The organism is Mesonia phycicola, assembly GCF_900141885.1.
GTDB lineage: Bacteria > Bacteroidota > Bacteroidia > Flavobacteriales > Flavobacteriaceae > Mesonia > Mesonia phycicola.
On record NZ_FQYY01000003.1, the window covers coordinates 314,521 to 339,083 of the forward strand.

The 24,563-nt window shown below is 29.9% G+C and carries 23 protein-coding genes and 1 tRNA gene; 9 read left to right on the forward strand and 15 right to left on the reverse strand.

Translation table 11 applies throughout. The features are described 5' to 3' along the window. The first annotated feature begins 13 nt into the window (after window positions 1–13). Together gltX and BUC03_RS06035 are read left to right on the forward strand one after the other, a co-directional pair. Window positions 14–1,537, forward strand: a complete 1,524-nt coding sequence (gene gltX / locus BUC03_RS06030) for a glutamate--tRNA ligase (RefSeq protein ID WP_073149287.1) — start codon at window positions 14–16, stop codon at window positions 1,535–1,537. Between the two features lie 158 nt (window positions 1,538–1,695). Further along, window positions 1,696–2,703: an SPFH domain-containing protein gene (locus tag BUC03_RS06035; RefSeq protein WP_073149289.1), complete on the forward strand. Its 1,008-nt coding sequence runs from the start codon at window positions 1,696–1,698 to the stop codon at window positions 2,701–2,703. A gap of 68 nt (window positions 2,704–2,771) precedes the next feature. Here BUC03_RS06035 and BUC03_RS06040 read toward each other — a convergent pair whose 3' ends face one another. The 5 genes from BUC03_RS06040 to BUC03_RS06060 form a co-directional block, all read right to left on the reverse strand. Next, complete coding sequence (locus BUC03_RS06040; RefSeq protein ID WP_073149291.1) at window positions 2,772–5,594, reverse strand: M16 family metallopeptidase; 2,823 nt, start codon at window positions 5,592–5,594, stop codon at window positions 2,772–2,774. A gap of 138 nt (window positions 5,595–5,732) precedes the next feature. Next, window positions 5,733–5,963: a DUF6327 family protein gene (locus BUC03_RS06045; RefSeq protein ID WP_073149293.1), complete on the reverse strand. Its 231-nt coding sequence runs from the start codon at window positions 5,961–5,963 to the stop codon at window positions 5,733–5,735. Window position 5,964: 1 nt separating this feature from the next. Further along, the gene (locus BUC03_RS06050) at window positions 5,965–6,366 is read right to left on the reverse strand and encodes a phage holin family protein (protein ID WP_073149295.1); all 402 of its coding nucleotides are present in this window, start codon (window positions 6,364–6,366) and stop codon (window positions 5,965–5,967) included. Window positions 6,367–6,375: 9 nt separating this feature from the next. Further along, complete coding sequence (locus tag BUC03_RS06055) at window positions 6,376–6,750, reverse strand: YtxH domain-containing protein (protein WP_073149297.1); 375 nt, start codon at window positions 6,748–6,750, stop codon at window positions 6,376–6,378. Window positions 6,751–6,857: 107 nt separating this feature from the next. Beyond that, window positions 6,858–8,537, reverse strand: coding sequence for a glutamine--tRNA ligase/YqeY domain fusion protein (locus BUC03_RS06060; protein ID WP_073149299.1), 1,680 nt, complete (start codon window positions 8,535–8,537; stop codon window positions 6,858–6,860). A 91-nt stretch (window positions 8,538–8,628) separates the two neighbouring features. Between BUC03_RS06060 and BUC03_RS06065 the strand changes: the two genes are divergently transcribed. From BUC03_RS06065 to BUC03_RS06075, 3 genes are all read left to right on the forward strand, one after another. Next, the gene (locus BUC03_RS06065; protein WP_073149301.1) at window positions 8,629–9,345 is read left to right on the forward strand and encodes a ZIP family metal transporter; all 717 of its coding nucleotides are present in this window, start codon (window positions 8,629–8,631) and stop codon (window positions 9,343–9,345) included. Window positions 9,346–9,385: 40 nt separating this feature from the next. Then, entirely contained in the window at window positions 9,386–9,742 is a 357-nt protein-coding gene (gene folB, locus BUC03_RS06070; protein WP_073149303.1) for a dihydroneopterin aldolase, read from the forward strand. A 51-nt stretch (window positions 9,743–9,793) separates the two neighbouring features. Next, a tRNA-Cys gene (locus tag BUC03_RS06075) sits at window positions 9,794–9,864 on the forward strand. Between the two features lie 39 nt (window positions 9,865–9,903). On the opposite strand, the gene BUC03_RS06080 is transcribed toward BUC03_RS06075, so the two are convergent. From BUC03_RS06080 to rnr, 5 genes are all read right to left on the reverse strand, one after another. After that, window positions 9,904–10,602, reverse strand: coding sequence for a LysE family translocator (locus BUC03_RS06080; RefSeq protein WP_073149305.1), 699 nt, complete (start codon window positions 10,600–10,602; stop codon window positions 9,904–9,906). Between the two features lie 51 nt (window positions 10,603–10,653). Then, window positions 10,654–11,328, reverse strand: coding sequence for a head GIN domain-containing protein (locus tag BUC03_RS06085; protein ID WP_084112826.1), 675 nt, complete (start codon window positions 11,326–11,328; stop codon window positions 10,654–10,656). A gap of 466 nt (window positions 11,329–11,794) precedes the next feature. Continuing rightward, entirely contained in the window at window positions 11,795–11,968 is a 174-nt protein-coding gene (locus BUC03_RS15170; RefSeq protein WP_159432701.1) for a hypothetical protein, read from the reverse strand. Window positions 11,969–12,169: 201 nt separating this feature from the next. Then, window positions 12,170–12,730: a hypothetical protein gene (locus BUC03_RS06095; RefSeq protein WP_073149309.1), complete on the reverse strand. Its 561-nt coding sequence runs from the start codon at window positions 12,728–12,730 to the stop codon at window positions 12,170–12,172. A gap of 352 nt (window positions 12,731–13,082) precedes the next feature. After that, window positions 13,083–15,287 (reverse strand): ribonuclease R, encoded by a 2,205-nt coding sequence (rnr, locus tag BUC03_RS06100; protein WP_073149311.1) that lies wholly within the window; start codon window positions 15,285–15,287, stop codon window positions 13,083–13,085. 903 nt (window positions 15,288–16,190) lie between these two features. Between rnr and rpiB the strand changes: the two genes are divergently transcribed. From rpiB to BUC03_RS06120, 4 genes are all read left to right on the forward strand, one after another. After that, window positions 16,191–16,622: a ribose 5-phosphate isomerase B gene (rpiB, locus tag BUC03_RS06105; RefSeq protein ID WP_073149313.1), complete on the forward strand. Its 432-nt coding sequence runs from the start codon at window positions 16,191–16,193 to the stop codon at window positions 16,620–16,622. Between the two features lie 6 nt (window positions 16,623–16,628). Beyond that, window positions 16,629–17,531 (forward strand): cation diffusion facilitator family transporter, encoded by a 903-nt coding sequence (locus BUC03_RS06110; protein ID WP_073149315.1) that lies wholly within the window; start codon window positions 16,629–16,631, stop codon window positions 17,529–17,531. A gap of 2 nt (window positions 17,532–17,533) precedes the next feature. Then, window positions 17,534–17,977 (forward strand): GNAT family N-acetyltransferase, encoded by a 444-nt coding sequence (locus BUC03_RS06115; protein WP_073149317.1) that lies wholly within the window; start codon window positions 17,534–17,536, stop codon window positions 17,975–17,977. A gap of 77 nt (window positions 17,978–18,054) precedes the next feature. Beyond that, window positions 18,055–19,590 carry a SulP family inorganic anion transporter gene (locus BUC03_RS06120; RefSeq protein ID WP_073149319.1) on the forward strand — a complete coding sequence of 512 codons (1,536 nt, stop codon included), beginning with the start codon at window positions 18,055–18,057 and terminating at the stop codon, window positions 19,588–19,590. Between the two features lie 197 nt (window positions 19,591–19,787). Here BUC03_RS06120 and BUC03_RS06125 read toward each other — a convergent pair whose 3' ends face one another. The 5 genes from BUC03_RS06125 to rnpA form a co-directional block, all read right to left on the reverse strand. Then, window positions 19,788–20,471 carry a TIGR04283 family arsenosugar biosynthesis glycosyltransferase gene (locus tag BUC03_RS06125; RefSeq protein ID WP_073149321.1) on the reverse strand — a complete coding sequence of 228 codons (684 nt, stop codon included), beginning with the start codon at window positions 20,469–20,471 and terminating at the stop codon, window positions 19,788–19,790. Between the two features lie 109 nt (window positions 20,472–20,580). After that, window positions 20,581–21,399: a DUF547 domain-containing protein gene (locus BUC03_RS06130; RefSeq protein WP_143159143.1), complete on the reverse strand. Its 819-nt coding sequence runs from the start codon at window positions 21,397–21,399 to the stop codon at window positions 20,581–20,583. Window positions 21,400–21,574: 175 nt separating this feature from the next. After that, window positions 21,575–22,390, reverse strand: a complete 816-nt coding sequence (locus BUC03_RS06135) for a DUF1853 family protein (protein WP_073149323.1) — start codon at window positions 22,388–22,390, stop codon at window positions 21,575–21,577. 156 nt (window positions 22,391–22,546) lie between these two features. Further along, window positions 22,547–24,175: a S41 family peptidase gene (locus tag BUC03_RS06140; RefSeq protein WP_073149325.1), complete on the reverse strand. Its 1,629-nt coding sequence runs from the start codon at window positions 24,173–24,175 to the stop codon at window positions 22,547–22,549. Window positions 24,176–24,187: 12 nt separating this feature from the next. After that, complete coding sequence (gene rnpA / locus BUC03_RS06145; RefSeq protein WP_073149327.1) at window positions 24,188–24,550, reverse strand: ribonuclease P protein component; 363 nt, start codon at window positions 24,548–24,550, stop codon at window positions 24,188–24,190. Window positions 24,551–24,563 lie beyond the last annotated feature (13 nt).

Here is a 24,563-nt window from a genome sequence, read left to right on the forward strand (position 1 = left end):
AAAATAGATAAAAATGTCTCAAAAAGTACGTGTGCGTTTTGCACCAAGCCCAACAGGACCTTTACATATTGGTGGTGTAAGAACTGCTTTATTCAACTATCTTTTTGCTAAAAAACACGGTGGTGATTTTGTATTGAGAATAGAAGATACAGATCAAAATCGTTATGTAGAAGGCGCAGAAGATTATATTGTAGAAGCTTTAAATTGGTTAAACATACCTTACGATGAAGGGCCAGGTAAAGAAGCAGATGCTGGACCTTATCGTCAAAGTGAACGTAAAGCCTTGTATAGAAAATATGCAGATAAATTATTAGCTAGCGGAAATGCTTACTATGCGTTTGATACTGCAGAAGAATTAACTGAAAAAAGAGCAGAATACGAGGCTAGAAAAGAGACTTTTATCTATAACTGGCACAACCGTAAAAAATTAAACAACTCTTTAACTCTTACAGAAGAAGAAACCAAACAAAAAATTGAAAGTGGTGAAGCGTATGTAATTAGATTTAAAGCGCCAGAGAATGAAGACTTACACTTAAAAGATGAAATTAGAGGAGACATAAACGTTAACACAAAAGTGTTAGACGATAAGGTCTTATTTAAAAGTGATGGTATGCCTACTTACCATTTAGCAAATATTGTAGACGATCATTTAATGAACATCACTCACGTAATTCGTGGTGAAGAATGGTTACCTTCTTTAGCTTTACATGAACTTCTATATAAAGCATTTGGTTGGGAAGCACCAAAATTTGCGCATTTACCACTTATTTTAAAACCTACCGGAAAAGGAAAATTAAGCAAACGTGATGGAGATAAAATGGGATTCCCTGTTTTTCCATTACAATGGAAAGATCCAAAAACCGGAGATATAGCTTCTGGTTATCGTGAAGATGGTTACTTGCCACAAACGGTAATTAACATGTTAGTTTTCTTAGGATGGAATGAAGGTGATGGAACGGAAAAAGAAATTTATACTCTAGATGAATTAACCCAAGCTTTTAGTTTATCTCACGTTTCTAAAGGAGGTTCTAAATTTGATCCAGAAAAAACAAAATGGTTTCAGCACCATTACTTACAAGAAGAAGACAACGTAATATTGGCTGAACAGTTTTTACCAGTATTAAGAGAAAAAAATATTGATGCTGCTCTAACCTATGTTGAAGAAGTAATTGAAACTATAAAAGAACGCGCAACATTTGTAAGTGATTTTTGGGATTTATCTTCTTTCTATTTTGTAGCACCAACAGAATTTGATGCAAAAGCAGCCAAGAAAGCCTGGAAAGATGAAACTTCTGATATTATGACTTCTGTAAAAAATATTATTACTGAAGTAGATAATTTTGAACAAGAAAACCTTCAAGATAAAGTAAAAGGATGGATTACCAATGAAGGAATTGGATTTGGTAAAGTAATGCAACCACTACGTTTATCACTAGTTGGTGAGATGAAAGGTCCCGATCTATTTCATATTATGGCTTCTATTGGTAAAGAAGAAACCCTAAAACGTATCGATTTTGCAATTGCAAATTTAGGATAATACCAAAATAATTTCATCTTGAACCGTCACACTGAGCAGAGTCAAAGTGTTTCTTCAAGATTAAAAAGCAGTTTGATATCTTCAAGCTGCTTTTTTTATTCTAATAAGAAGGTAACGGTTAATCATGTATATTTAGAGCATTAATCAATTTATAAGTTATGGGTATATTTTTTACAGGTTTTATTATTTTCTTGGGGTTAATCATATTAATTTCAGGAATATTTACCGTTAAGCAGCAAACCTCAGCAATAGTGGAGCGTTTTGGTAAATTTAATTCTATTAGAAATTCTGGTTTACAATTTAAAATACCAGTTTTTGATAAAATTGCAGGTAGAATTAATTTAAAGATTCAGCAATTAGATGTAATTGTAGAAACAAAAACAAAAGATGATGTTTTTGTAAGACTTAAAATTTCGGTACAGTTTCAAGTATTAAAATTAAAAGTTTATGATGCGTTTTATAAGCTTGAAAATCCGCAAGATCAAATCACATCTTATGTTTTTGATGTAGTACGTGCAGAAGTGCCTAAAATGAAGTTAGATGATGTATTTGAACGTAAAGATGATATTGCAAATGCCGTGAAATTAGAGCTAAATGATGCGATGATAGATTACGGATACGATATTATTAAAACATTGGTAACAGATATTGATCCAGATGTGCAAGTTAAAGCCGCTATGAACCGTATTAACGCGTCTGAGAGAGAGAAAGTAGCTGCAGAGTATGAAGCAGAAGCAGAACGTATTAAAATTGTTGCTAAAGCACGAGCAGAGGCAGAAAGTAAACGTTTACAAGGGCAAGGTATCGCAGACCAGCGTAGAGAGATTGCAAGAGGTTTAGAAGAATCTGTAGATGTGTTGAATAATGTAGGTATTAACTCACAAGAAGCATCTGCATTAATTGTAGTAACTCAACATTACGATACATTACAATCTATTGGTGAAGAAACAAATAGTAATCTTATTTTATTACCTAACTCTCCGCAAGCAGGTAGTGATATGTTAAATAATATGATTGCTTCTTTTACTGCCTCTAATCAAATTGGAGAAGAGATGAAAAAGCAAAATAAGCTTAGAGGGATTACTAATAAAAAGAAATCTAAGCCTAAAAATATAGATCTTCCGTCATCTGAAGAAAATGATGATGAATACAGAAGTGAAGAGTAAATCTTTTTATGACTAAAAGCAAAAAACCCGCTAAAATTAGCGGGTTTTTTTATGAAATAATATTGCTATTACTCTACTTCTTCTGGATTATGAATTGCTAAAATATAACCATCTGTTAAATATTTTTTAGCAACTTTCTTTAAATAAGAGGTATTAATTTTTTTAAGATTCTTCTCAAAATCAAATACTTTTGAAGCATCTGTATTTTCATAATCTGCATTTTGTAGTAGAGACAACCAATAGTTATTCTTTTTAAGTGACTCTTTGTGCTCTAGCAATTGTGTTTCTTTTACCTTTTCAAGATCAGTTTCAGAAGGTCCTTCTTCTACTAATTTTTCTACTTGTTTTATAGCAGCAGCTTTAAGCTTATCTACATTTTCTGGTCCGCAAGGAAAACTAATACTAAAGTTATACCAACCATAAGGGGTTTTACTTATACTACCATTAGCTCCTACTCCATACACACCACCTTCTTCTTCACGTAGTTTTTCAACTAATTTAATGGTTAAAATTTCACCTAAAGTTTTTAATGCGTAGGCTTCTTTTTTGTTGTATTTAGCCTCACCTTGGTACGTAATTTTTACAGAACTTTTAGGGTCTTTTCCTTTTTCTACAATTTTTTCATGAGAACCAGAAAGTGGTCTAAAATCTGAAACTTTGTATTCTTCTTTTAAATTATTAGATGGTAAACTTGCTAAATATGTAGTAGCATAATCTTTAAGTTTAGTTTCGTCTATATTTCCTACAAAATAGAAATGAAAGTCGCCTGCATTTGCAAAACGCTCTTGGTATTTTTTATAAGCTAAATCATAATCTGCTTCGTCCATCTTTTCTGGCGTTGGGAAACCTGTGTAACGAGGATTGTCTCCATACATAAATTCTCCTAATTCTTTTTGAAAATAAAATTGTGGACTTGCTAATAAGTTACCTAAAAATGCTTTTTGCTTATTTATATAAGATTGGTAAGCTTCTTCATCTTTATTTAATTTAGTAAAATATAAATACGTTAATTGAAACAATTCTTCCAGATTTTTTGGAGCTGCATTACCTCTAAACCCTTCTGAATATGTAGAAATATATGGACGTACAGATACTATTTTACCAGACATCATTTTGCTTAAATCTACTTTACTAAAATTGTTAATTCCAGCTTCTGTTAAACCACTATTAGCAAAAGTTGTTGCTTTATAATCTTCTAGAGAATATAAAGAAGTACCTCCATAACTAAAGGCTTGAAAAAGAACTTCGTCATTTTTAAAATCGGTGATTTTATAAGTTACCGTAGCGCCATTACTTAAAGTTAATGTAGTAGTACCTAACTTATCGTTAGTTTCTGTTTTAGTAATACTTCCTTTTTTAGGTGTTGTATCCATAAAAGAATCAGCAACTTCTGTTTCTTGATAGGCTTCTAATTCTTTGTTTTCAATTTCTTTAAAAAGAGCTTTTACTTCTTCTTCTGTAGGTTGTTTTACATCATCTTTTTTTGGTCCTGTAAGCACCACTACTCTATTTTCATCTGTAATATAATTAGAAATTAAACTATTAATTTCTTTTAAATTAATAGTAGGTAATTGTTCTTTATAAAAGTTAAATTCCCAATCTATACCAGGCATTGGTTCATTTTGAAGAAAATTTCTTACGTATTCACCTATAATTCTAGAAGATTCATTTTTACCTTTATTTTTAAAAGATTGCTCTAACCTAGCTAAAATGTCTTTTTTAGCACGATCTAATTCACCTTTACCAAAACCGTGTTGTTTAACTCTTTCATTTTCTTCTAATAAAGTTCTTAAAGCAGTTAATTGTTTGCTTGCATCACACATAGCAAAAGACTGGTAAGCTTCTTTAGTACGTGCCCAAGTGCCACCGTGAAAACTATAACCATATACAAATGGAGGGTTTGCACTATTTCTTAATTCGTCTAAACGGTTATTAAGCATTTGTGCAAAAAGAGACTCTACCATAGATTCTCTATAATCTTCTAAAGTTTCATCTTTTTCTGCTAAACCTTGATCTTTAAATAAAACTTGAACATTAGCAAATGTTGCTTCTTCATCAGATTCTATAGCTATTAAGGTTTCTTTGTGGTTAGGAAGCTCAAAAACTTCTCTTTTCTTTTCATTTGTAGGGTTTTTAATTCCAGAAAAGTGTTCTTTTATTTTCTTTTCTAGTACGTCTACATCTACGTCACCAACTGCCATTACAGACATTAAATCTGGACGATACCAATCTTTATAAAACTTTCTAATACTTTCATAATCAAAAGTTTCTAGATTTTCTTTCGTACCAATTGGCAATCTATCTGCATATTTAGATCCATGTAGTATTTTAGGTAAATACTCTTGGCGCATACGTTGTTCTGCACCCTGGCCTAATCTGTATTCTTCTAAAACAACGCCACGTTCTTCATCTATATCTTTATCTTCTAATAATGCATTGTGTGCCCAATCTTCTATAATTTGAAATCCTTTTTCTAGCTTTTCTGGATCGTCACTTGGTATAGGAAGAATATAAACGGTTTCATCAAAACTAGTGTAAGCGTTTAAATGAGCTCCAAATTTTACACCTATACTTTGAAGATAATCTACTAATTCATTCTTTTTAAAATTTTTGGTACCATTAAAGTTCATGTGCTCCATAAAGTGAGCTAAACCTCTTTGGTCTTCATCTTCTAAAATAGAACCTGCATTTACTACAAGTCTTAGTTCTACTTTATCTTCTGGTTTACCATTGTTTTTAATGTAATAGGTTAAGCCATTTTCTAAAACGCCTTTTTTTACTTCTGGATTAAATGGAATTTTAGATTGTAAATCTTGTTTTTGAGCATAAGTGACTGCACTGAGTGATAAAAATGCTGCCACAAAAAGACTCGAAAGGTTAAGTTTTCTCATTTTTGATAGTTAAGATTAAGTAATAAATATATAATTTATATATTAAACCGTAAAATTTGCAATTTATTATACCTTAATAAAAACAAAAAAAACCCGCTAAAATTAGCGGGTTTTTTTTATAAAAATATTGAAAATATCTTATTTATCTACAATTTTTGCTCTTTGTATACCTACTAGTTTGGCAACTGTTTTTAAAACAATTGCTTTTTTAGCAATATTGCTAGCAATGCCAGTAATTACACTTACTACAGAAAAATCTTCTTTAATATTATTGGTAGATAATTTTATTTTTTCTCTATTAATTTGTGTTTGAAGTTTTAAAATTTTTAGATCGTGTTCTACCTCTTCGTATGTTTCGTAAATCTTCATATTAACTATCTATTTCATCTTTAAGAGAACTTTCTACTACTTCTTCTACAGTGCTTTTGTTGAATAACATTTTAGAAAATTCTTTAAGAATCATTTTGTCAATTAATTTACTACCAAAAACTATTAGTAAAATAAATACGAAAAGGAAAAAACCTCCCATTATAAAAAATCCTAAAGCAAAATTTTCTAAAGCTTTTCCTATTAATAATGCTAAACCAATAGAAACAAATGCTAGAAAGATTAAAAAAATACTACCAAAAACTATCAATTTTATAAATTGTGAAGAGCCTTTAGTAAGATTTTTAAATGCTTCTAGCTTGTAATATTCAAGCATACTATCTATGTATGCCTGAATATTATCATTAAGGTCGTTAATATGATTAGATATATCTTTAAAAGCCATAAACAACTATTATGCTATAGCATTTTTAGTATCTGTTTTAATTTCTTCTTCTTTCAAATTTTTATGAAGCTTGGCATTTTTTGCTCTTAAAGCTTCTAATTTTTCTTCCATAGCAACAAGAATATCATCTGCTTTATAACTTGCAGAAGATAATGTTTCTTCTAATTTAGACTCAAAAGTTAGTTTTGCTTTTTTAGCAGAATCTGACAAATGAGAAGAAGTTTCTTTTACTTGTTTATCTAATTGCTTTTTTGCTTTTTTAGCTTCTTTATTTAGCTTTTTTCTAGTGTTTTCACCTTTATCTGGAGCATACAATAAACCAATACCTGCTCCAATTGCTGCTCCTGTTATTAATGCTAAAAGTGTGTTTCCTGTATTTGCCATGATAAGTTAAGTTTAAAGGTTAATTATTTACATCAAAGTTAAATTTAACTTCTGTATATAGCTGTTAATAACCGGTTAATATCTTGAAATTCAATGCTAAAATATTCTTAATTATTCTTTTTAGCCCAAGAGTCTTTAAGCGTAACCGTTCTATTAAATACTAACTTATCTTTAGTAGATGTTTTATCTACACAGAAATAACCAATTCTTTGAAACTGAAAACTATCTAACTCTTTAGAAGTTTGTAAACTTGGTTCTACGTAACCCGTAATAGTGGTTAGTGAATTTGGATTTACAAATTCTAAATAATCTTTTTCTTTATCTGCATCTGGTGCTTCTACTGTAAAAAGACGATCATATAATCTAACATCAGCTTTAAGAGCGTGTTTAATAGATACCCAATGTAATGTTCCTTTTACTTTACGCTTAGATTCTTCTGTACCACTACCACTTTTACTTAATGGATCGTAAGTACAGTGTATTTCTAAAATATTTCCATCTTCATCTTTTACAACATCTTCACCTTTAATGATATATGCATTTTTTAAACGAACTTCTTTACCTAAAGTTAATCTAAAAAATTTACGGTTAGCACTCTCTTTAAAGTCTTCTCTTTCAATATAAATTTCTTTAGAAAATGGTATTTGTCTTGTTCCTGCAGTTTCATCTTCTGGATTATTCTCTGCTTCTAACCATTCTTCCTCTTTATCATAATTAGTAATAACTAACTTTACTGGATCTAAAACTCCCATTACTCTTTGGGCTGTTTTATTTAAATCTTCACGAGCACAAAATTCTAAGTGAGACATATCTATAATATTCTCACGCTTCCCTACTCCAATAGACTCTGCAAAATTTCTGATAGATGCTGGAGTATATCCCCTTCTTCTTAATCCAGAAATAGTTGGCATTCTAGGATCATCCCAAGACTCTACAAAGCCTTTTTCTACAAGTTGTGCTAGTTTACGTTTACTAACAATAGTATGACTTAGGTTACGCCTTGCAAACTCTCTTTGTTTAGGTTGAAAATCTTCTGGTGTACTTACTTTATTTACAAACCAATTATATAATTCTCTATGTGGAAGAAACTCTAACGTACAAAAAGAATGAGAGATAGATTCTACAAAATCACTTTCACCATGTGCCCAATCATACATTGGATAAATTTTCCAATCGTTGTTAGTACGGTGGTGCGCAGTATGCAATGTTCTATACATAATAGGGTCACGCATAAGCATATTAGAAGAAGTCATATCTATTTTTGCACGAAGAACGTGAGCTCCTTCTGGAGTTTCACCATTTTTCATTGCTTCAAAGAGACTAAGATTTTCTTCTACAGATCTATTTCTATATGGGCTTTCTGTACCGTGTTTGGTAGGAGTACCTTTTTGAGTAGCAATTTCTTCAGAAGTTTGGCTATCTACATAAGCATCTCCATTTTTAATAAGCGCTACAGCCCAATCATACAATTGCTGAAAATAATCTGAAGCGTAACATTCTTTAGCCCATTTAAAACCTAACCACTCTACATCTTTTTTAATAGAATCTACAAATTCTTGCTCTTCTTTTATAGGGTTAGTATCATCAAAACGAAGGTTTACAGGAGCGTTGTATTTAAGCCCTAAACCAAAATTTAAATTGATGGAAGAAGCATGACCTATATGTAAATAACCATTAGGTTCTGGCGGAAATCTAAATTTTAATTCCTCTTTTTTATAGCCATTGTTTGCTAAATCTTCTTCTATAATTTGCTCAATAAAATTGAGTGATTTTTTTTCTTCTGACATAATTTTTCTTGTAAAGCAACAAAGTTATCAAAAATTAAAATGTATAGTATAACTATCAAAGGTTTTATAACTTTATAATTAAAACAAAAAGATGAATGAGCTTCAAAAAATAATACTTTATGCAGGACTTTCTGGAATTACAGTATTTATAGGTGGTTTAATTGCTAATCTAGTAGAAAAAAAATCTAAAAAAAATTCTACGGTAATTAAAGAAATAAACCACGGCATTTCAGCATTTGGTGGTGGTATTATAGTATCTGCTTTAGCTTTAGTATTAATCCCCAAGGGTATAGAAAAATTATCACTTTTTCCTGTAATATTATGGTTTACCTTAGGTTCTATCTGTTTTTTTGTCTTAGACAGATTAATTGCTAAAAAAGGCGGAAAAATAGCACAACTCTTAGCAATGTTAATGGATTTTGTACCTGAAGCTATTGCTTTAGGTGCTGTATTTGCCACAGACAATAAAACAGGGATACTTCTTGCAGTATTTATAGGTTTGCAAAATTTACCTGAAGCTTTTAATTCTTACAAAGATTTAAAAGCTACTGGATTTAGTAGTAAAAAAACACTCAGCCTTTTATTTTTTCTAAGTTTTAGTGGTATTGTAGGCTCTTTAATAGGTTATACATTTTTACAAGACCAACCAGAAATTACTTCTTCATTAATGCTTTTTGCAAGTGGTGGTATTTTATATTTAATTTTTGAAGATATAGCTCCAGAAGCTAAATTAAAACATACTTGGTTACCTGCTTTAGGAGCCAATTTAGGTTTTCTAGTAGGTATAATTGGTCACCTATTAATTTAACTGCATTAAAATTTAGATAGTATATTCGTAAAAAAAAATTATGGGAATTATTAAACTGAATAATATACGTGTATTTACTAACCACGGTTGTTTGACTGAAGAAGCTAAAATTGGTAGTGAATATAGAGTAGATTTAGAAATTCATGCTTCTTTAGAAGCTTCTTCTATTTCAGATGAATTAAAAGATACAGTTGATTATGTGCATCTTAACCAAATTGTAAAAGATGAAATGGCACAACGTTCTAAACTTTTAGAACATGTAGCTAAACGTATTATAGATCGTATTTTTGAAGAGTTACCAATGGTAGAACAAGCAGAAGTTGCAGTATCTAAAATAAACCCACCATTGGGCGGAGATGTAGAAAATGTAACTATTGTATTATCTAAGGCAAGATAATAGTTTGCATTTAGCTAAAAATTATTACATTTGCAGTCCTTAATAACAAAGGGTGCCGTGGCCGAGTGGCTAGGCAGTGGTCTGCAAAACCATCTACAGCGGTTCGAATCCGCTCGGCACCTCAACAAAAAAGCCTTCTAAATTTTAGAAGGCTTTTTTATTTAGTTAATAGTATCTTTTTCAGGAATTATATTTTCTACTTGATTTTCAATCTGTTCCATTTCTGAAGGGAAAATTCCTCTAGATATTAACACCACTCCAAAAATTATAATAAGAATGCTAATTCCTTTTTTTAGCTTATAAATTCTAGTAGGTGTAAGTTTATGGTTAAGCTTTTTGGCTAATAGTATTTTAGCTAAATCTATTACAAAATAGGTAATAATTACGGTAGCAAAGAAAACTAATAATCTGTTAGGGTTCATTTCTAGTTGAGGTCCAAAAACAATAATTAATCCCAACCAAAATCCTAAAACACCAATATTTACGAAGTTTAATAAAAAGCCCTTTACCGCTAATTGAAATAGGGCACTTTTCTTAAGCTTTCTTATTCCATCTTCACCGTCTGGATGCGGAATAGCTTTTTTTTCTTTTACAAATGTAATTACACCGTAAGTTGCCATTATGCAACCACCAAATATAAAAAGTGCAGGATCATCTTTAATACTGTTTAATAATTTGCTGGTTCCTAAATAAGAAACCGATAAAAAGAATATATCTGCTACAATTACTCCTATATCAAAAAAAACAGCAGCTCTAAAACCTTTAATTGCAGCAGTTTCTAATAATACAAAAAACACTGGACCCAATAAAAAGGCAAGAAAAATACCTAAAGGTATTGCAGCTAAAATGTCCTGAAACATATTAATAATTTAATCTAAGTTACTGCAAAGGTAAGTAATCCAAATTTGGTATTATTTTAGTTTAATATTACCGCCAAGAGTAATTTTTTTATCTACTTTTTCTGTATCACCATAAATATTAATATTTCCGCCTGCACTAACTTTGGCTTTACAATATTCTGTTGCATTTACATCTGCATTACCACCTGCTTTTACATTAACATCTGTGGTTTTAGTTTCTAGATCTTCTCCATTATAATTACCACCAGTTTTAATTTCTACAATTTGAGTAGTTGAAGTACCAGAAGTTTGAATATAACCACCGGTTACACTTTTAATTTGAAGATTTTCTACTTTTAACCTTGGTGCAATAATCTCTGCACCTTCTTGTACTTTTAAGGTTAAGGTAGTTTGCTCAATACCATCTTGTATTTCTACGTAAGATCCTTCATTACCATCTATGGTTTCTACACTATTAAAGTAAATTTTTATTTGGGTATCTGTTTCACTCCAAATATTATCTAAGCCTAGTTTTACTTTTAAAACGCCGTTTTTAACTTTAGCATCAATGTCATCTTTATCAAAACCAGTAGCTACTATTTTATTTTCTGAAGAAGGAATTAATTGCGCTTGAATTTTATTGTAAATCTTAATTTCTGAAAATTCTTCGTTGATGGCTATCTCTGTTTCTTGTGCAACTACAGAAGCACTCACACTTAGCAAGAATAAAAACAATAACTTTTTCATAAGGTGTTGAATTGATTATTTTCTACCACAAAAATACAATCTTAATTAAGTTTTTATTCTAAAAACGTGTTAACGGAAATTTTTTAAATGAAAAAAGGAACCTTTTTGAATTGGTTCCTTTTATAAAATAGATAATATCAATATAATTTATTTTGAAAAAATTGTATCACCACTTTTAATTTCTTTGATTCTCAATTTACAATTATTTCTTTTAATAGAATTATCTAATATTTTTTTTAAGCTATCAGTTATTATGAAAGTATTTTCTTCACATCTAACTTCATAAATCTTATAATCGTTGAAAACAGGTTTTATAAAATATGATCCATTTGAAAGTGTATCATACAAGTTCGGATCAATTATATTACAGATTTCATTACACGAATACAATTTATCATCCTTTTCGTTTTTATTTATACCACAGGATACTATAATAAAAAATAATATAAAATACTTCTTCATTTCATTAAGGTGCAATTAAAACTATTTCTCCATTATTGGGTTCAAATTCCCAATAACCTCCAACAAATAGCGCTTCAAAAAGTTCACCTAACTCTTTCTTTGGTGTGTCTTGCATCGAGCCATCAAATTGGAAATCTTCGTAATGAACTAATTCATGTAAACAAACTGCAAATATCATTAATGAATTTAGTTTTGCTAACTCCTGCTGTTGAGGTTGAGTTGGGTTTTCTATATCACTTATTTGCTCTAAATGATTAAGATATATATCTCAACTTCAATGTTTATAACTTTTAGAAAATTTGAGGGACTTTATAAAATATACTAAACTTTGGGTTAAATGCCAAAACCCATATTATTTTGGCTATTGTTAGCTATAATTTTATCGTCTTCTTCTGCTAATTACTGGTGGACTGTAAATATTATATTCTAAATTTAATTCTTCATTAAGACTTTTGATTATTTTTTCGGCATAATCTCTTCTTCTCGTTATCAGTATAATATCTTTATAAGAATGATTACTGTTCAATAGTACAACTTTTGATATTTCTGTACTTACTGATAAATCGGGATTTGCAACTGAAACCCAAGCTAGTTTTTGAGAAGCCCGGTAGGTTAGAATTGTAATGTCAGTAATATTTTCAAGGTTTATTTTTTTTGACAAGAAAGGTATTCCAAAAATGAATAAAGAATATTTTAGATTTCCATTATCCGTAATTATTCCTTGTTTACTGAATAGTAGCATAAATAAAAATATAGAAACGAAAAATAATGAAGAAAAAAAGTAATCACTAAAACTATTTACATAATTTGGTTGTCCTGGCATTTCAATGAAAAGGTAAATTAGAGTAGGTAGTCCAATTAAGAATGCTATAATCATAAACACTGTTAACATTAATTTTTGTTGTCCAGTAAATTTTGAATTGATGATAGTTTTTTTCATAGTTAATTTTTAATTATTACCTATAACGTTCAGTATAAGAAACGTAAGGCAGGTGATAAGCATTATCGTTTAGGTTTATAACTTATCCAAATATTTATATTTTGATTTTATACTTTCTTCTATTAAATGCCAAATTTTATATTTAGCCGACTTAGTAAATAGACACAGAACTTTGTATTTAATACCAAAGCCCTATTTTTTATACATTGTTGTATGCCGTATTTTAATTTTTTTTTGCGTTAAGGATGGAAGTGGCATCCTTTTTTGCTCGCCTTTACTTTTTGAGTGAGTAAAGACGAGCAAAAAAGATACAACGTACAGCCTGACCCGCAGGGTAACGCCCTTATCTAAATTATGCTTCTACTTGTTCTTTTGTACCAATTAAATTAAAATCTAAATGACGTTTTACTAGGTCTGCATTTTTTACAGTTACGTAAACCTCATCACCTAATTGGTAGGTTTTATCTGTATTACGACCTACGATGGCAAAATTTTCTGCATCAAAATCAAAATGGTCTTCTTTAATATCTTTAAGTCTCACCATTCCTTCACATTTATTTTCTTCAATTTCTACATAGATTCCCCATTCTGTAACTCCAGAGATAACTCCTAAAAATTCTTTGTTTTGGTGATCTTGCATAAACTTTACTTGCATATACTTGATAGAATCCCGCTCTGCAGATGTAGCAAACATTTCCATTTCACTACAGTGGTTACAACGAGCTTCATAATCTTCTTCACTTACCGAAGGTTTTTTATCTAAGTACAGTTGCAATAAACGGTGTGCCATTACATCTGGATAACGACGTATTGGGGAGGTAAAATGTGAGTAATAATCAAACGCTAACCCGTAATGACCAATATTTTGGGTACTGTAGTAGGCTTTACTCATGGTACGTATGGTAAGTGTATCTACCATATTTTGTTCTTTTTTACCTTGAACATCTTTTAAAAGTCCGTTTAAAGACTTGCTAACAGATTTTCTATCTTTTAGGTTAAGCTTATACCCAAATTTACCTACCAGTGTTTCTAAAGATGCTAATTTATCGTCTTTAGGTTCATCGTGGCAACGGTACACAAATGTTTTTTGTGGTTGCTGTTTCCCTATAAATTCTGAAACTTTTCTGTTTGCCAATAGCATAAATTCTTCTATCAATTTATTGGCATCTTGTGAGGTTTTGAAGTAAACGCCTACCGGATCGTTGTTTTGATCTAAATTAAATTTTACTTCTACTTTATCAAAAGAAATAGCACCGTTAGACATACGTTTGGTACGCATAGTTTTGGCTAGCGTATCTAAAGTAATTACAGCTTCTACAATTTCTGGTTTTGCTTGGTAGGCTTTATCTGTAATAGAAATTTCTGTTGGTATTTCTCCTTTTTTAGTTTCTATTATATGTTGTGCTTCTTCGTAGGCAAAACGGGCATCACTGTAAGTTACCGTTCTGCCAAACCACTCTTTTACTACTTCGGCTTTTTTGTTAATTTCAAAAACGGCAGAGAAAGTATATTTTTCTTCGTGCGGTCTTAAAGAACAAGCGCCGTTAGATAAAACTTCTGGTAACATTGGTACTACTCTATCTACCAAGTAAATAGATGTTGCACGCTCGTAAGCTTCATCATCTAAAATAGTGCCTGGTTCTAGGTAGTGAGAAACATCTGCAATGTGAATACCTACTTCGTAATTTCCGTTTTCTAAAACTTCAAAACTTAAGGCATCATCAAAATCTTTTGCATCTTTTGGGTCTATGGTAAACGTTAGCGTTTTACGCATATCCCTACGTTTTTTTATTTCTTTTTCTTGTATAGAAGTATCTATATTATTAGCATAATCTTCTACTTCTTTAGGAAACTCTGTAGGTAAACCATTTTCTGCAAGTATAGATTGCATTTCTGTTTCATGCGCGCCAGCTTCTCCAAGAACTTCTAAAATTTTACCAGTTGGTGAATCTTTTCTTTTTGGCCAATCTTCCATTTTTACCAAAACAACAAGTCCGTCTTTGGCTTCTGGTATTAAATTTTCTTTAGGTATAAAGATATCTGTATACATTTTTGGATTTTGTATTACTACAAAACCAAAATTGTCGTTGAGGTGTAATACCCCTACAAAATTTTCTTTTTTACGTTTTAAAACTTCTACTATTTCACCTTCACTTTTTCTACCTCTTCTGCTTTTGTAGATATATACTTTTACTTCATCACCATCTAATGCTCTATTAATATTGTTACTAGGTATGTAAATATCTTCTTCTAAATCTTCTACCACTACGTAACCATCTTTACGAGTAGTCATATCTAAATAGCCAACGTGGTAATTTACACGTTCGTTAATTTGAAATTTTCCAGTTTCTACTTGTACAGTTTGGTTTCCTTTGGCAAGTTTAGCTAGTTCTTTTATAATTTGATTTCTGCCAAAAGCATCTGTTACTTCTAGTTTGGCAGCAATTTGTTTGTAGTTAAAGGTACTTTTAGGGTTACTTCTTAAAATTTGTAGAATCTTTTTAGAAAGACCTTGTATTTTATGGTTACTTTTTTTTTTACTTCTTCGTTTTGTCATTTATTCTTTTCTCTATTGATTCTAAATTTACAGTTTATAATCTAGAATACATTTTTTTTAAATTAAAGTTTTGTTAAGTCAAACTTTATAAACCTTCGTTATTTATTTAACTGAATATATATTTTTCTCTTGTTAATATAGCACTAAATACCTAAAGTTTTAAATTCTATTTTTTTTGAAGCATTTTAATATTAGAATAAAAAACTTAAACAACTAAACATCAATAATTTATATATATAAGCTCTTTTTATAAATCTTCTTATTCTTCTAACAATATTGGCAAACAGAAGAAAACAATAAAACCATTCTTTTTTTTTAATAGTAAGAGAGTTTAAATAGAATTACTAAACTTTAGTTTTTTTATTCTTCTATTTAAAAGTAGTTGTTATTAACACTATATATAATTATTATCTTTTTTTTATAAATTTTAAAAATCTAATGATGGTATATTATTGCTTGTTAATAGCGGTAAATTTTTTTGAAATATAATTTTGATTTGTGTTTTGTAAATTGATTTGAACCGAATTTTATATAGATTGTTAATAGTAAATATTTGATTTTAAACTAAATTCTAAACGTTATTAACATTATGAATATAACTTGTTAATAGCTAAAAGTTGATTATTAATTTCTAAAATTACTGTTAATAACCTGTTTTTACCTCTTCATAACTTTTCATCAAAAAATGAAAACAAAATTTGCATAGCTAGAATAATTTTACTGATGGATAAATTATTGAGATAATCAAAAAAAGTTTATCAGAAACAATAAATAGTTATTCACAAAAGTTGTTAAATGCTACTCGTTTGAAAATAAACTTATTAATTATTTTAATTAACAGGCTAAATTATTTGGGTTATACAGGGTTTATTTACCTTTGTTCTTTAAACAAAATAGACACTCATGAAAATAGCTATTGGTAACGATCACGCTGGTACAGCTTACAAAAACGAAATTATTAAATATCTTGAAAGTAGAGATATAGAAGTGACAAATTACGGTACTAACACCGATGATAGTGTAGATTATCCTGATTTTGTACATCCTGTTGCTAATGATGTTGAAAACGAAAAAGTACAATTAGGTATTATTATATGTGGTAGTGGTAATGGTGCTTCTATGACTGCTAATAAACACCAACAAGTAAGATCTGCTTTATGTTGGACAACAGAGATTGCAAAATTAGCTAGAGAGCATAATAATGCTAACGTAATTAGTATACCTGCACGATATACTTCTATACCTCAAGCATTAGATATGGTAAAAACTTTTTTAGATACACCTTTTGAAGGAGGAAGACACCAAAATAGAGTAGATAAAATTGCTTGCCAATAATAACCTATGCATTCCCACGCAGAACATAATCACCCAACCGTAAAAGGTAAAAACTTATGGTATTCTATATTATTAAATATAGTAATTACCGTAGCACAAGTAATAGGTGGTTTGTTAAGCGGTAGTTTATCTCTACTGTCTGATGCTTTGCATAATTTTAGTGATGTTATATCTCTAATTATTAGCTTTATTGCTAATAGAATTGCAGGTAAAGAAGCATCTTACAATAAAACATTTGGTTATAAAAGAGCAGAAATTATAGCTGCATTTGTAAACGCACTCTCTTTAATTGTAATTGCAATATTATTAATTAAAGAGGCTGTGTTTAGATTTTTAGATCCGCAACCTATAGAATCTAACTTAGTAATAGGTTTAGCAATTCTTGCAATTATAGGTAATGGATTAAGTGTTTTACTTATGAAAAATGATAGTAAAACCAATATGAATATGCGTTCTGCATATTTACACCTCTTTACAGATATGCTAGCTTCTGTTGCAGTATTAATAGGAGGATTACTCATGAAATTCTATCAAATTTTTTGGGTAGATAGTTTACTAACAGTAGCCATTGCAATATATTTAATATTTGTAGGTTGGGATTTATTAAAAGATAGCTTTAAAGTATTAATGCTATTTACACCTAGTGAAATACCTTTAAAAACTATTGCTGAAGAAATTTGTAAAATAGAAGAGGTTAAAAACATGCATCATATTCATGTATGGCAGTTAAATGAAACAGAAACTCATCTTGAAGCACATATAGATTTTAAAGAAGATATTACTTTGTCTCAATTTGATACCATACTAGTAAAAATTGAAAATAAAATACGAGAGTATGGCATTAACCATATTAATATTCAGCCAGAATTTAATAAACCAGATAATAAATCTATAATAGTTCAAGATTAAATATGATTCAAATAGAAACTAAGACTTTTCAAGATTTAAGTATTCATGAATTATATGAATTGTTGCAACTTAGGTCTGAAGTTTTTGTGGTAGAACAAGATTGCGTTTATCAAGATATAGATGGTAAAGACCAAAAAGCTCTTCATATTATAGGAAAAAAAGAAGGTAAAATAGTAGCTTATACTCGTTGTTTTGCTCCTGGTTTTTATTTTGAAGAAGCATCTATAGGAAGGGTTGTAGTAAAAGAAACTGAACGTACATATGGTTTTGGTCACGAAATTTTAAAAGTTTCTATTTCAGAAATCGAAAAAAAATACAACACTTCTGTTATTAAACTTTCTGCACAACAATACCTTACAAATTTTTATGAATCTCACGGTTTTGTACAAATTGGTGAAGGATATTTAGAAGATGGCATACCTCATATTGCCATGATAAAAAATTGATTCACATAAAGTTATAGTATTAGTTTTGGTAAAAGCTGTTTTATCTCTACTTTTGCACGCTTAAAAATTTAGCTCTAATGAAAAAAGTACTCAACCTTTTTGATTTTAAACAGAAAGTAAACTATAAAACAGAAATTTTAGCCGGTTTAACGGTCGCTATGACGATGATTCCAGAGTCATTATCATTTGCAATACTTGCTGGTTTTCCTCCATTAGTAGGTTTGTATGCCGCATTTATTATGGGAATTATTACAGCTATTTTTGGTGGTAGACCTGGTTTAGTTTCTGGAGGTGCAGGTGCAACAGTAGTGGTACTAATAGCATTAATGAACTCTCACGGGTTAGAATACGTTTTTGCTGCAGTAGCTGTAGCAGGAGTTATTCAAATAATAGTTGGTCTTTTTAAATTAGGAAAATTTATAAGATTAGTACCACAACCAGTAATGTTTGGTTTTGTAAATGGTCTAGCTATTATAATTTTCATGTCTCAGTTAGAGCAATTTAAAACAGTATTAAATGGAGAAGTAGCTTGGTTAACGGGTACACCGTTATTAATTATGGGCGCTTTAGTAGCATTAACTATTGCTATTATAGTAATACTACCAAAGTTTACCAAAGCTATACCAGCTTCTTTAGTTGCTATTATAGTAGTATTTGCTATTGTATTAGTATTTAATATAGATACCAGACAAGTAGTAGATATTGCATCTGTAAGCGGTACATTACCTCCGTTTCATATTCCTCAAATTCCATTTACTCTAGAAACGCTACAAATTATTTTACCATATGGGTTAATTATGGCTGCAGTAGGTTTAACAGAAGGTTTATTAACCTTAAACCTAGTAGATGAAATTACAGGTACAAAAGGAAGTAGTAATAGAGAATGTGTAGCACAAGGTGTTGCTAATATTGCTAACGGATTTTTCTACGGTATGGGTGGATGCCCAATGATTGCTCAAACATTGGTAAACCTTTCTTCTGGTTCTAGAGCTCGTTTATCTGGTATTGTAGCAGCATTAACTATTTTAACTATAATATTAGTAGGTGCACCAGTGATAGAATTATTACCTATGGCAGCACTTACAGGAGTTATGATTATGGTAGCTTTTGGTACGTTTGAGTGGGCTAGTTTTAGAGCTTTAACCAAAATGCCAAGACACGATATTTTTGTAATGCTTATTGTTACTTTAATTACTGTACTACTACATAATCTTGCGCTAGCTGTTTTAGTTGGTGTGGTAATTTCTGCATTAGTTTTTGCTTGGGATAATGCTAAACGTATTAGAGCTAGAAAGTTTGTAGGAGAAGATGGTATTAAATATTATGAAATTTACGGACCATTATTTTTTGGTTCTACTACTGCTTTTAATACTAAGTTTGACGTATTAGAAGATCCAGATGAAGTTGTAATAGATTTTTCTGAAAGTCGCGTGGTAGATATGTCTGCTATTGAGGCTTTAAATAAATTAACAGAGCGTTACCACCAAGCAGGTAAAAAAATTCATTTAAAACACCTAAGTAACGATTGTAGAAAACTATTAAGTAATGCTGAAGCAATTATAGATGTAAATATAATTGAAGATCCTACTTATCGTGTGGTGACCGATAAATAGTTACCTTACAAGTGTCGTCATTCTGAATTTAATTCAGAATCTTATTCTGTTTGTTTATCTAGTATTAAGATTCCAAATTAAGTCTAGAATGACGATTTTTTTATATACTATCTCTTCGAGTAATTTTGTGCAGAGAAACGAAGCAAAATTGTAACAATAATCAAATTTTCATTCGAATTGAAGTTTTTAAAATTTATCTACTTCAACCAAAATTTAGCAAAGTTTAGTAATTTTTCTTGTTTTACTCCTCTAAAAAAACCAAACATCACCATACCGTATACAAGTTGGGTTTTAAAGTTTCCGTGATTATCGTAAGTTCTAGTGCTAACTAAAACATCTTTTTGTATTACTTTATAATCAGTTTTTTTGGCAGCTCTTTTTAAAAAATCATATTCTTCCATAAGTAAGAGAGAATCATTATAACCATTTAAATCACTAAAAAGTTGTTTTGTAATCCATAACGTTTGTCCGCCACCTCTAAACATCATTCCTTTAAATCTAGAAAAATAACTATTTATAAGTAAAAACTTATTTTTAGTATCAAACAAAGATCTAAAACAACCAAATTGATAACCTGTTTCTATTTGTTTTAAAATATCTTGGTAAAAACTACTAGGCGGTATACTATCTGCGTGTACAAAATATAGAATATTACCAGTTGCTATTTTTGCACCCGCATTCATTTGTTTTGCTCTGCTTTTAGGTGAATCTATAACCTTTATATTGTAAGATAATGCTATTTCTTTACTATTATCTGTGCTCCCACCATCTACCATTATAATTTCTTCTGCGTGATTATTTTTAAGATGCGGAAGTAACTTTTTTAAATTGTCAGCTTCATTTATAACAGGAATAATTACACTAATTTTTTTGCCACTCATTATATTATCAAATATTTGATTATTGTTTGTAATTAACCCTATTTAACTTGCTAAGCAGAATTTATATTCATTTTATATCAGAATTATATAAAATGAATATAATTTAAAATTAGATGTAATTTTTTAAATCTAGCTCCCAATTATAGTCTAAAAACTCTACCTCTGGATCTGCAGATTCAGGTATAAATTGATAATTTTTCAAAATTTTAATAGCACCATCTTTTCCTCCAAAATCACCTCTAAACCAATCCATCAATTTAGGTACATATACTTTACCTACTTCTTTTTTGTAGTTAACTACTTTAGTTAAATAGGTTTTAGAAGATTTTTCTAATTGTTCATTAATAGTTTCTGATTTATAAAATGCTACAGGTGGGCAACTTTTTGCTCCACAATTTAAAGCAAAATGAACGCGCCAATCTTTTTCACTTACTCTAAATTTCTTTTCAAATTTAGAAGCAAAAGGATCTTTTAAATGCCCCATAGATAGCTTTACACTAGAATCTCTAATAATACCATGTTCTACATCATCTAGGCTTAGTTTTTTACCAGCAATGGTAAATCTTTCTTCTGTAAAAAAATTAGAACGGTCTTCATATAATTCTGGATTTTTAGTTAACAAATACTGTACGTAAGTATTATAAATATTAATCCAAAATGCCTTTTTTTGATCGTTTGTTTGAAGTTGACTTTCTAAATTATCTTTAGTAATATTTTCTAATTGAGTAATATAAGTTTGAGCATTTTCGCCATTTTTTACCGCGAAATAAAAATTTTCTGCAAGCTTAAAAGCATCTACATTTTCTTGAATATAGTTTGCAGTAGTAGTTAATTTTTCTTTTTGTTTTACATCTGTACAAGCCATTAATAATGAAACATGAGAAATTACGACTACCGTGAGTATACTTTTTAAATAGTTATTGAACATGGGGATTTTTTTTAGTTTTTAATATATACGAAAAACACAGCATATGGTTTTACTTAAATAATATTTTAAGCTTAAATTTAATAGCTGTCTGTATTTTTTGTCTGAATCTGCTAGAGATTCTTACACTAATTATTCAATTTTAAATAAGTTGAGAATTATATACGTTTTAAAGAGTTTACCACCACACTACAAAAAACCGCTCAAAAGTAAAATTGTCTTTCTTCATCCATAGCAAGGCTGCTTTTTGGTGCTGAAACAAAACTTCTATTTGCTCTAAAATTTCATTAAAAGATTTCCACTCTGTATGGTATTGTGGTTCTACTGGCCAATTAGCTTTTTTAGGAGAATAAAATTGATGAGGTTGGTATTCATTTGTAAGAAACTCATTTTTCTTAATCCAATACCCAACTATGGCTTTATTATTAATCTCACAAAATTCTTGATTAATTCTATGTTTAGGTACAAATAGATTTGCTAAAAAACAGACCTGTTGTTCTATTTTGTGTGCATTTAAACTTAATTTAGAAAGTACTTGGCTACTTTCTTCTTGATATAATAAAGGAAGCTGATGTGTTTTTAAATGATTTATTTTCTTTAAAAAAGTATCTCTTCGGTTAGGTCCAATCCACCCTTCTAACTCATTTTTAAAATCGGGATCAAAAATGTAAAATTTATACACTAGCTCTACGTGTATAATTTGGTTACGTTTTACATCTTTCAGAAAAAAATCAAATTCGCCTAGAGTTCTTTTTTCGTGTATAATTTGAAGATTACTTGCCAGTAACTCAAAAGTAGAAGATTGTTTAATAGCTTCTGCAAAAAAAAGTTCTGCACGTTTCCCTAACACTAAATTAGCAGGAATATTAAATTGTGAAGTAAGTGCTGCTGAGGTTTTAGGTAATTTAAAGCAATGTATATTTAATGCCGACTCTTCTTCAAAAATAGAAGCTGTTTTTAAAAAACCTTGGTATTGAAGTTGGATTGATGAAATAGCATTTAAATTTTTGTGGTTTTAGAAAGCTTCTCGACTCCGCTTGAAGTGACACTCTACACTCGTCATTCCGTGCTTGACACGGAATCTCATCTTACTAAGTAAATAAACTTATCGTCATGCTGAATCAAGTTTAGCATGACGATAAGTTTGTAACTATAATTTCCCTAAAATTCTATTATACTCTTTACTATTATTTAGTATTTCTACAGCTTTTAAAATTTCCGGATTTTCTTCTATATAAAAGTTATATAAACCTTCTTGGTAAAAATAGCGCTTAATAATTTCGTCAGTTAACAAGTTAACTATTTCAGGTTTTTTATCTTCTAAATCTTTCTCTTTTGCCTTATTAATAGAATTTAAAAGTTGTTGGTATTGTGTGTTAATATCATCACTAAATCCTTCTTTTTGAGCTATTTTTAAAGTATTTTTTAATTCTTTTTCAGTTTTGGTGGTGTAATCAAAATCTGTAGACTTTAAAAATGTTTTAAAATCTTGGTAATCTTTATCTGTAAAATTAAAATCTTTTACATTAGTTAATTTGTGAGAAAAATAATAATGCGTAGCATAATCAAAAATCGCATTTTTTTCTACCAAAGCTTGTGTTACTCCACTAAACTTAGAAGTCTCTAGCAATACATCTGGTAAAATACCACCGCCATCGTAAACTTTTCTACCATTACGAGTGGTAAATTCATTATAATCTTCTGCTTTGGTTCTTACTGCATTTCCATCTTTATCTCTGTTCCAATAATCTAAGGCTTGTATACATCTTCCGCTAGGGGTATAATAACGAGAAATAGTTACTTTAAGCTGCGTATTGTAGGTTAATGGTTTTGGGCGTTGTACTAAACCTTTACCAAAGCTTCTTGCACCAATAACCACTGCACGGTCTAAATCTTGTAAACTACCAGAAACAATTTCACTAGCAGAAGCACTTCTACCATTTACCAAAACAGCTAACGGTATATCTATATCTAAGGGATCTTTTTGGGTTTTATAACTCTGGTTATATTTTTCTATAATAGATTTTGTTGTGGTAATTACCTCTCCCTTATTTACAAAAATATTGGTAGTATTTACAGCTTCTGTTAGTAAACCACCAGGATTACCTCTTAAATCTAAAATTATTTTTTTAGCACCTTGTTCTTTCAATTTTTTTAAAGCAGAGGCAACTTCAGAAGAGGCTTTTCTATTAAATTTAGAAAGTACAATGTAACCAATATCATTATTAAATAATTTAAAAAATGGCACTGCATTAAGCTCTACCGCTTCCCTTTTTAATTCTGTAGTTTCAATTTTACCTTGACGTCTATATTTTAATTGTACGCTAGTACCAGGAGCACCTTTAAGTAGCTCTCCTGCATCATCATTAAAATCTGATACGTTTACTTCTCCAATTTGTATAATTTCGTCTCCAGCTTTTAAACCGGCCTTATCTGCGGGATAACCTTTGTACGGTTCTACAATAGTTATTTTATGATCTCTAGTTTGTACACTTGCACCAATACCAGTATATTCTCCAGAATTTTGAATTCTTGCTTGTTCTACTTCTTGCTCGTTCCAATAAACCGTATACGGATCTAATTCTGCTAACATTGCAGTTATGGCAGTATCCATTAACTCTGCAGGATTAGTTTCATCTACATAATTCATATTAATTTCTTTAAAAAGCGTAGTAAAAATTTCAATCTGCTTTGCTATTTCAAAAAAATCTGATTTATAAGAAGTAGTTGTAAAAAATATTGCAACAGCTATAATGGGTAAAATTATTTTTTTCTTCATCATCTTTCTAAATTATTCTTGCTGCATAAATTTAGTTAATATTTTTTGAACCGAATTTTGCAATTCTTCTAAGCTCGCTTTTTTTCTACCTAAATAAATAAACATGAGAGCATAATTATTTTTTTCATCTTTAAGTAAATGTTTATTTTCTCTATACGCTTCTCTTAAAAGTCTCTTTAAATAATTACGATCTACTGCAAGTTTAAAACTTCTTTTAGGTACAGAAAATGCTACTTGATTTTTTACAGAAGCGTTGGTTAGAGGTAAGTACACCAATTTTAAAGGAAAACTTTTTACACTCCTGCCCTCTTCAAATAATTTTGAAATCAAGATTTTGCTTTTTAGCTTTTCTGCTTTTCCTAAGGTTTGCTTCATTTATTAGAATTCT

Coding starts and splice junctions, on each gene's coding strand:
- BUC03_RS06110 (WP_073149315.1), top strand. CDS start 16,629: ATGCATTCCCACGCAGAACATAATCACCCAACCGTAAAAGGTAAAAAC.
- BUC03_RS06055 (WP_073149297.1), bottom strand. CDS start 6,750: ATGGCAAATACAGGAAACACACTTTTAGCATTAATAACAGGAGCAGCA.
- rnpA (WP_073149327.1), bottom strand. CDS start 24,550: ATGAAGCAAACCTTAGGAAAAGCAGAAAAGCTAAAAAGCAAAATCTTG.
- BUC03_RS06095 (WP_073149309.1), bottom strand. CDS start 12,730: ATGAAAAAAACTATCATCAATTCAAAATTTACTGGACAACAAAAATTA.
- folB (WP_073149303.1), top strand. CDS start 9,386: ATGGGAATTATTAAACTGAATAATATACGTGTATTTACTAACCACGGT.
- BUC03_RS06130 (WP_143159143.1), bottom strand. CDS start 21,399: ATGTTCAATAACTATTTAAAAAGTATACTCACGGTAGTCGTAATTTCT.
- rpiB (WP_073149313.1), top strand. CDS start 16,191: ATGAAAATAGCTATTGGTAACGATCACGCTGGTACAGCTTACAAAAAC.
- BUC03_RS06140 (WP_073149325.1), bottom strand. CDS start 24,175: ATGAAGAAAAAAATAATTTTACCCATTATAGCTGTTGCAATATTTTTT.
- BUC03_RS06040 (WP_073149291.1), bottom strand. CDS start 5,594: ATGAGAAAACTTAACCTTTCGAGTCTTTTTGTGGCAGCATTTTTATCA.
- BUC03_RS15170 (WP_159432701.1), bottom strand. CDS start 11,968: ATGATATTTGCAGTTTGTTTACATGAATTAGTTCATTACGAAGATTTC.
- BUC03_RS06115 (WP_073149317.1), top strand. CDS start 17,534: ATGATTCAAATAGAAACTAAGACTTTTCAAGATTTAAGTATTCATGAA.
- BUC03_RS06050 (WP_073149295.1), bottom strand. CDS start 6,366: ATGGCTTTTAAAGATATATCTAATCATATTAACGACCTTAATGATAAT.
- BUC03_RS06125 (WP_073149321.1), bottom strand. CDS start 20,471: ATGAGTGGCAAAAAAATTAGTGTAATTATTCCTGTTATAAATGAAGCT.
- BUC03_RS06045 (WP_073149293.1), bottom strand. CDS start 5,963: ATGAAGATTTACGAAACATACGAAGAGGTAGAACACGATCTAAAAATT.
- BUC03_RS06080 (WP_073149305.1), bottom strand. CDS start 10,602: ATGTTTCAGGACATTTTAGCTGCAATACCTTTAGGTATTTTTCTTGCC.
- BUC03_RS06035 (WP_073149289.1), top strand. CDS start 1,696: ATGGGTATATTTTTTACAGGTTTTATTATTTTCTTGGGGTTAATCATA.
- BUC03_RS06065 (WP_073149301.1), top strand. CDS start 8,629: ATGAATGAGCTTCAAAAAATAATACTTTATGCAGGACTTTCTGGAATT.
- rnr (WP_073149311.1), bottom strand. CDS start 15,287: ATGACAAAACGAAGAAGTAAAAAAAAAAGTAACCATAAAATACAAGGT.
- BUC03_RS06060 (WP_073149299.1), bottom strand. CDS start 8,537: ATGTCAGAAGAAAAAAAATCACTCAATTTTATTGAGCAAATTATAGAA.
- BUC03_RS06085 (WP_084112826.1), bottom strand. CDS start 11,328: ATGAAAAAGTTATTGTTTTTATTCTTGCTAAGTGTGAGTGCTTCTGTA.
- gltX (WP_073149287.1), top strand. CDS start 14: ATGTCTCAAAAAGTACGTGTGCGTTTTGCACCAAGCCCAACAGGACCT.
- BUC03_RS06120 (WP_073149319.1), top strand. CDS start 18,055: ATGAAAAAAGTACTCAACCTTTTTGATTTTAAACAGAAAGTAAACTAT.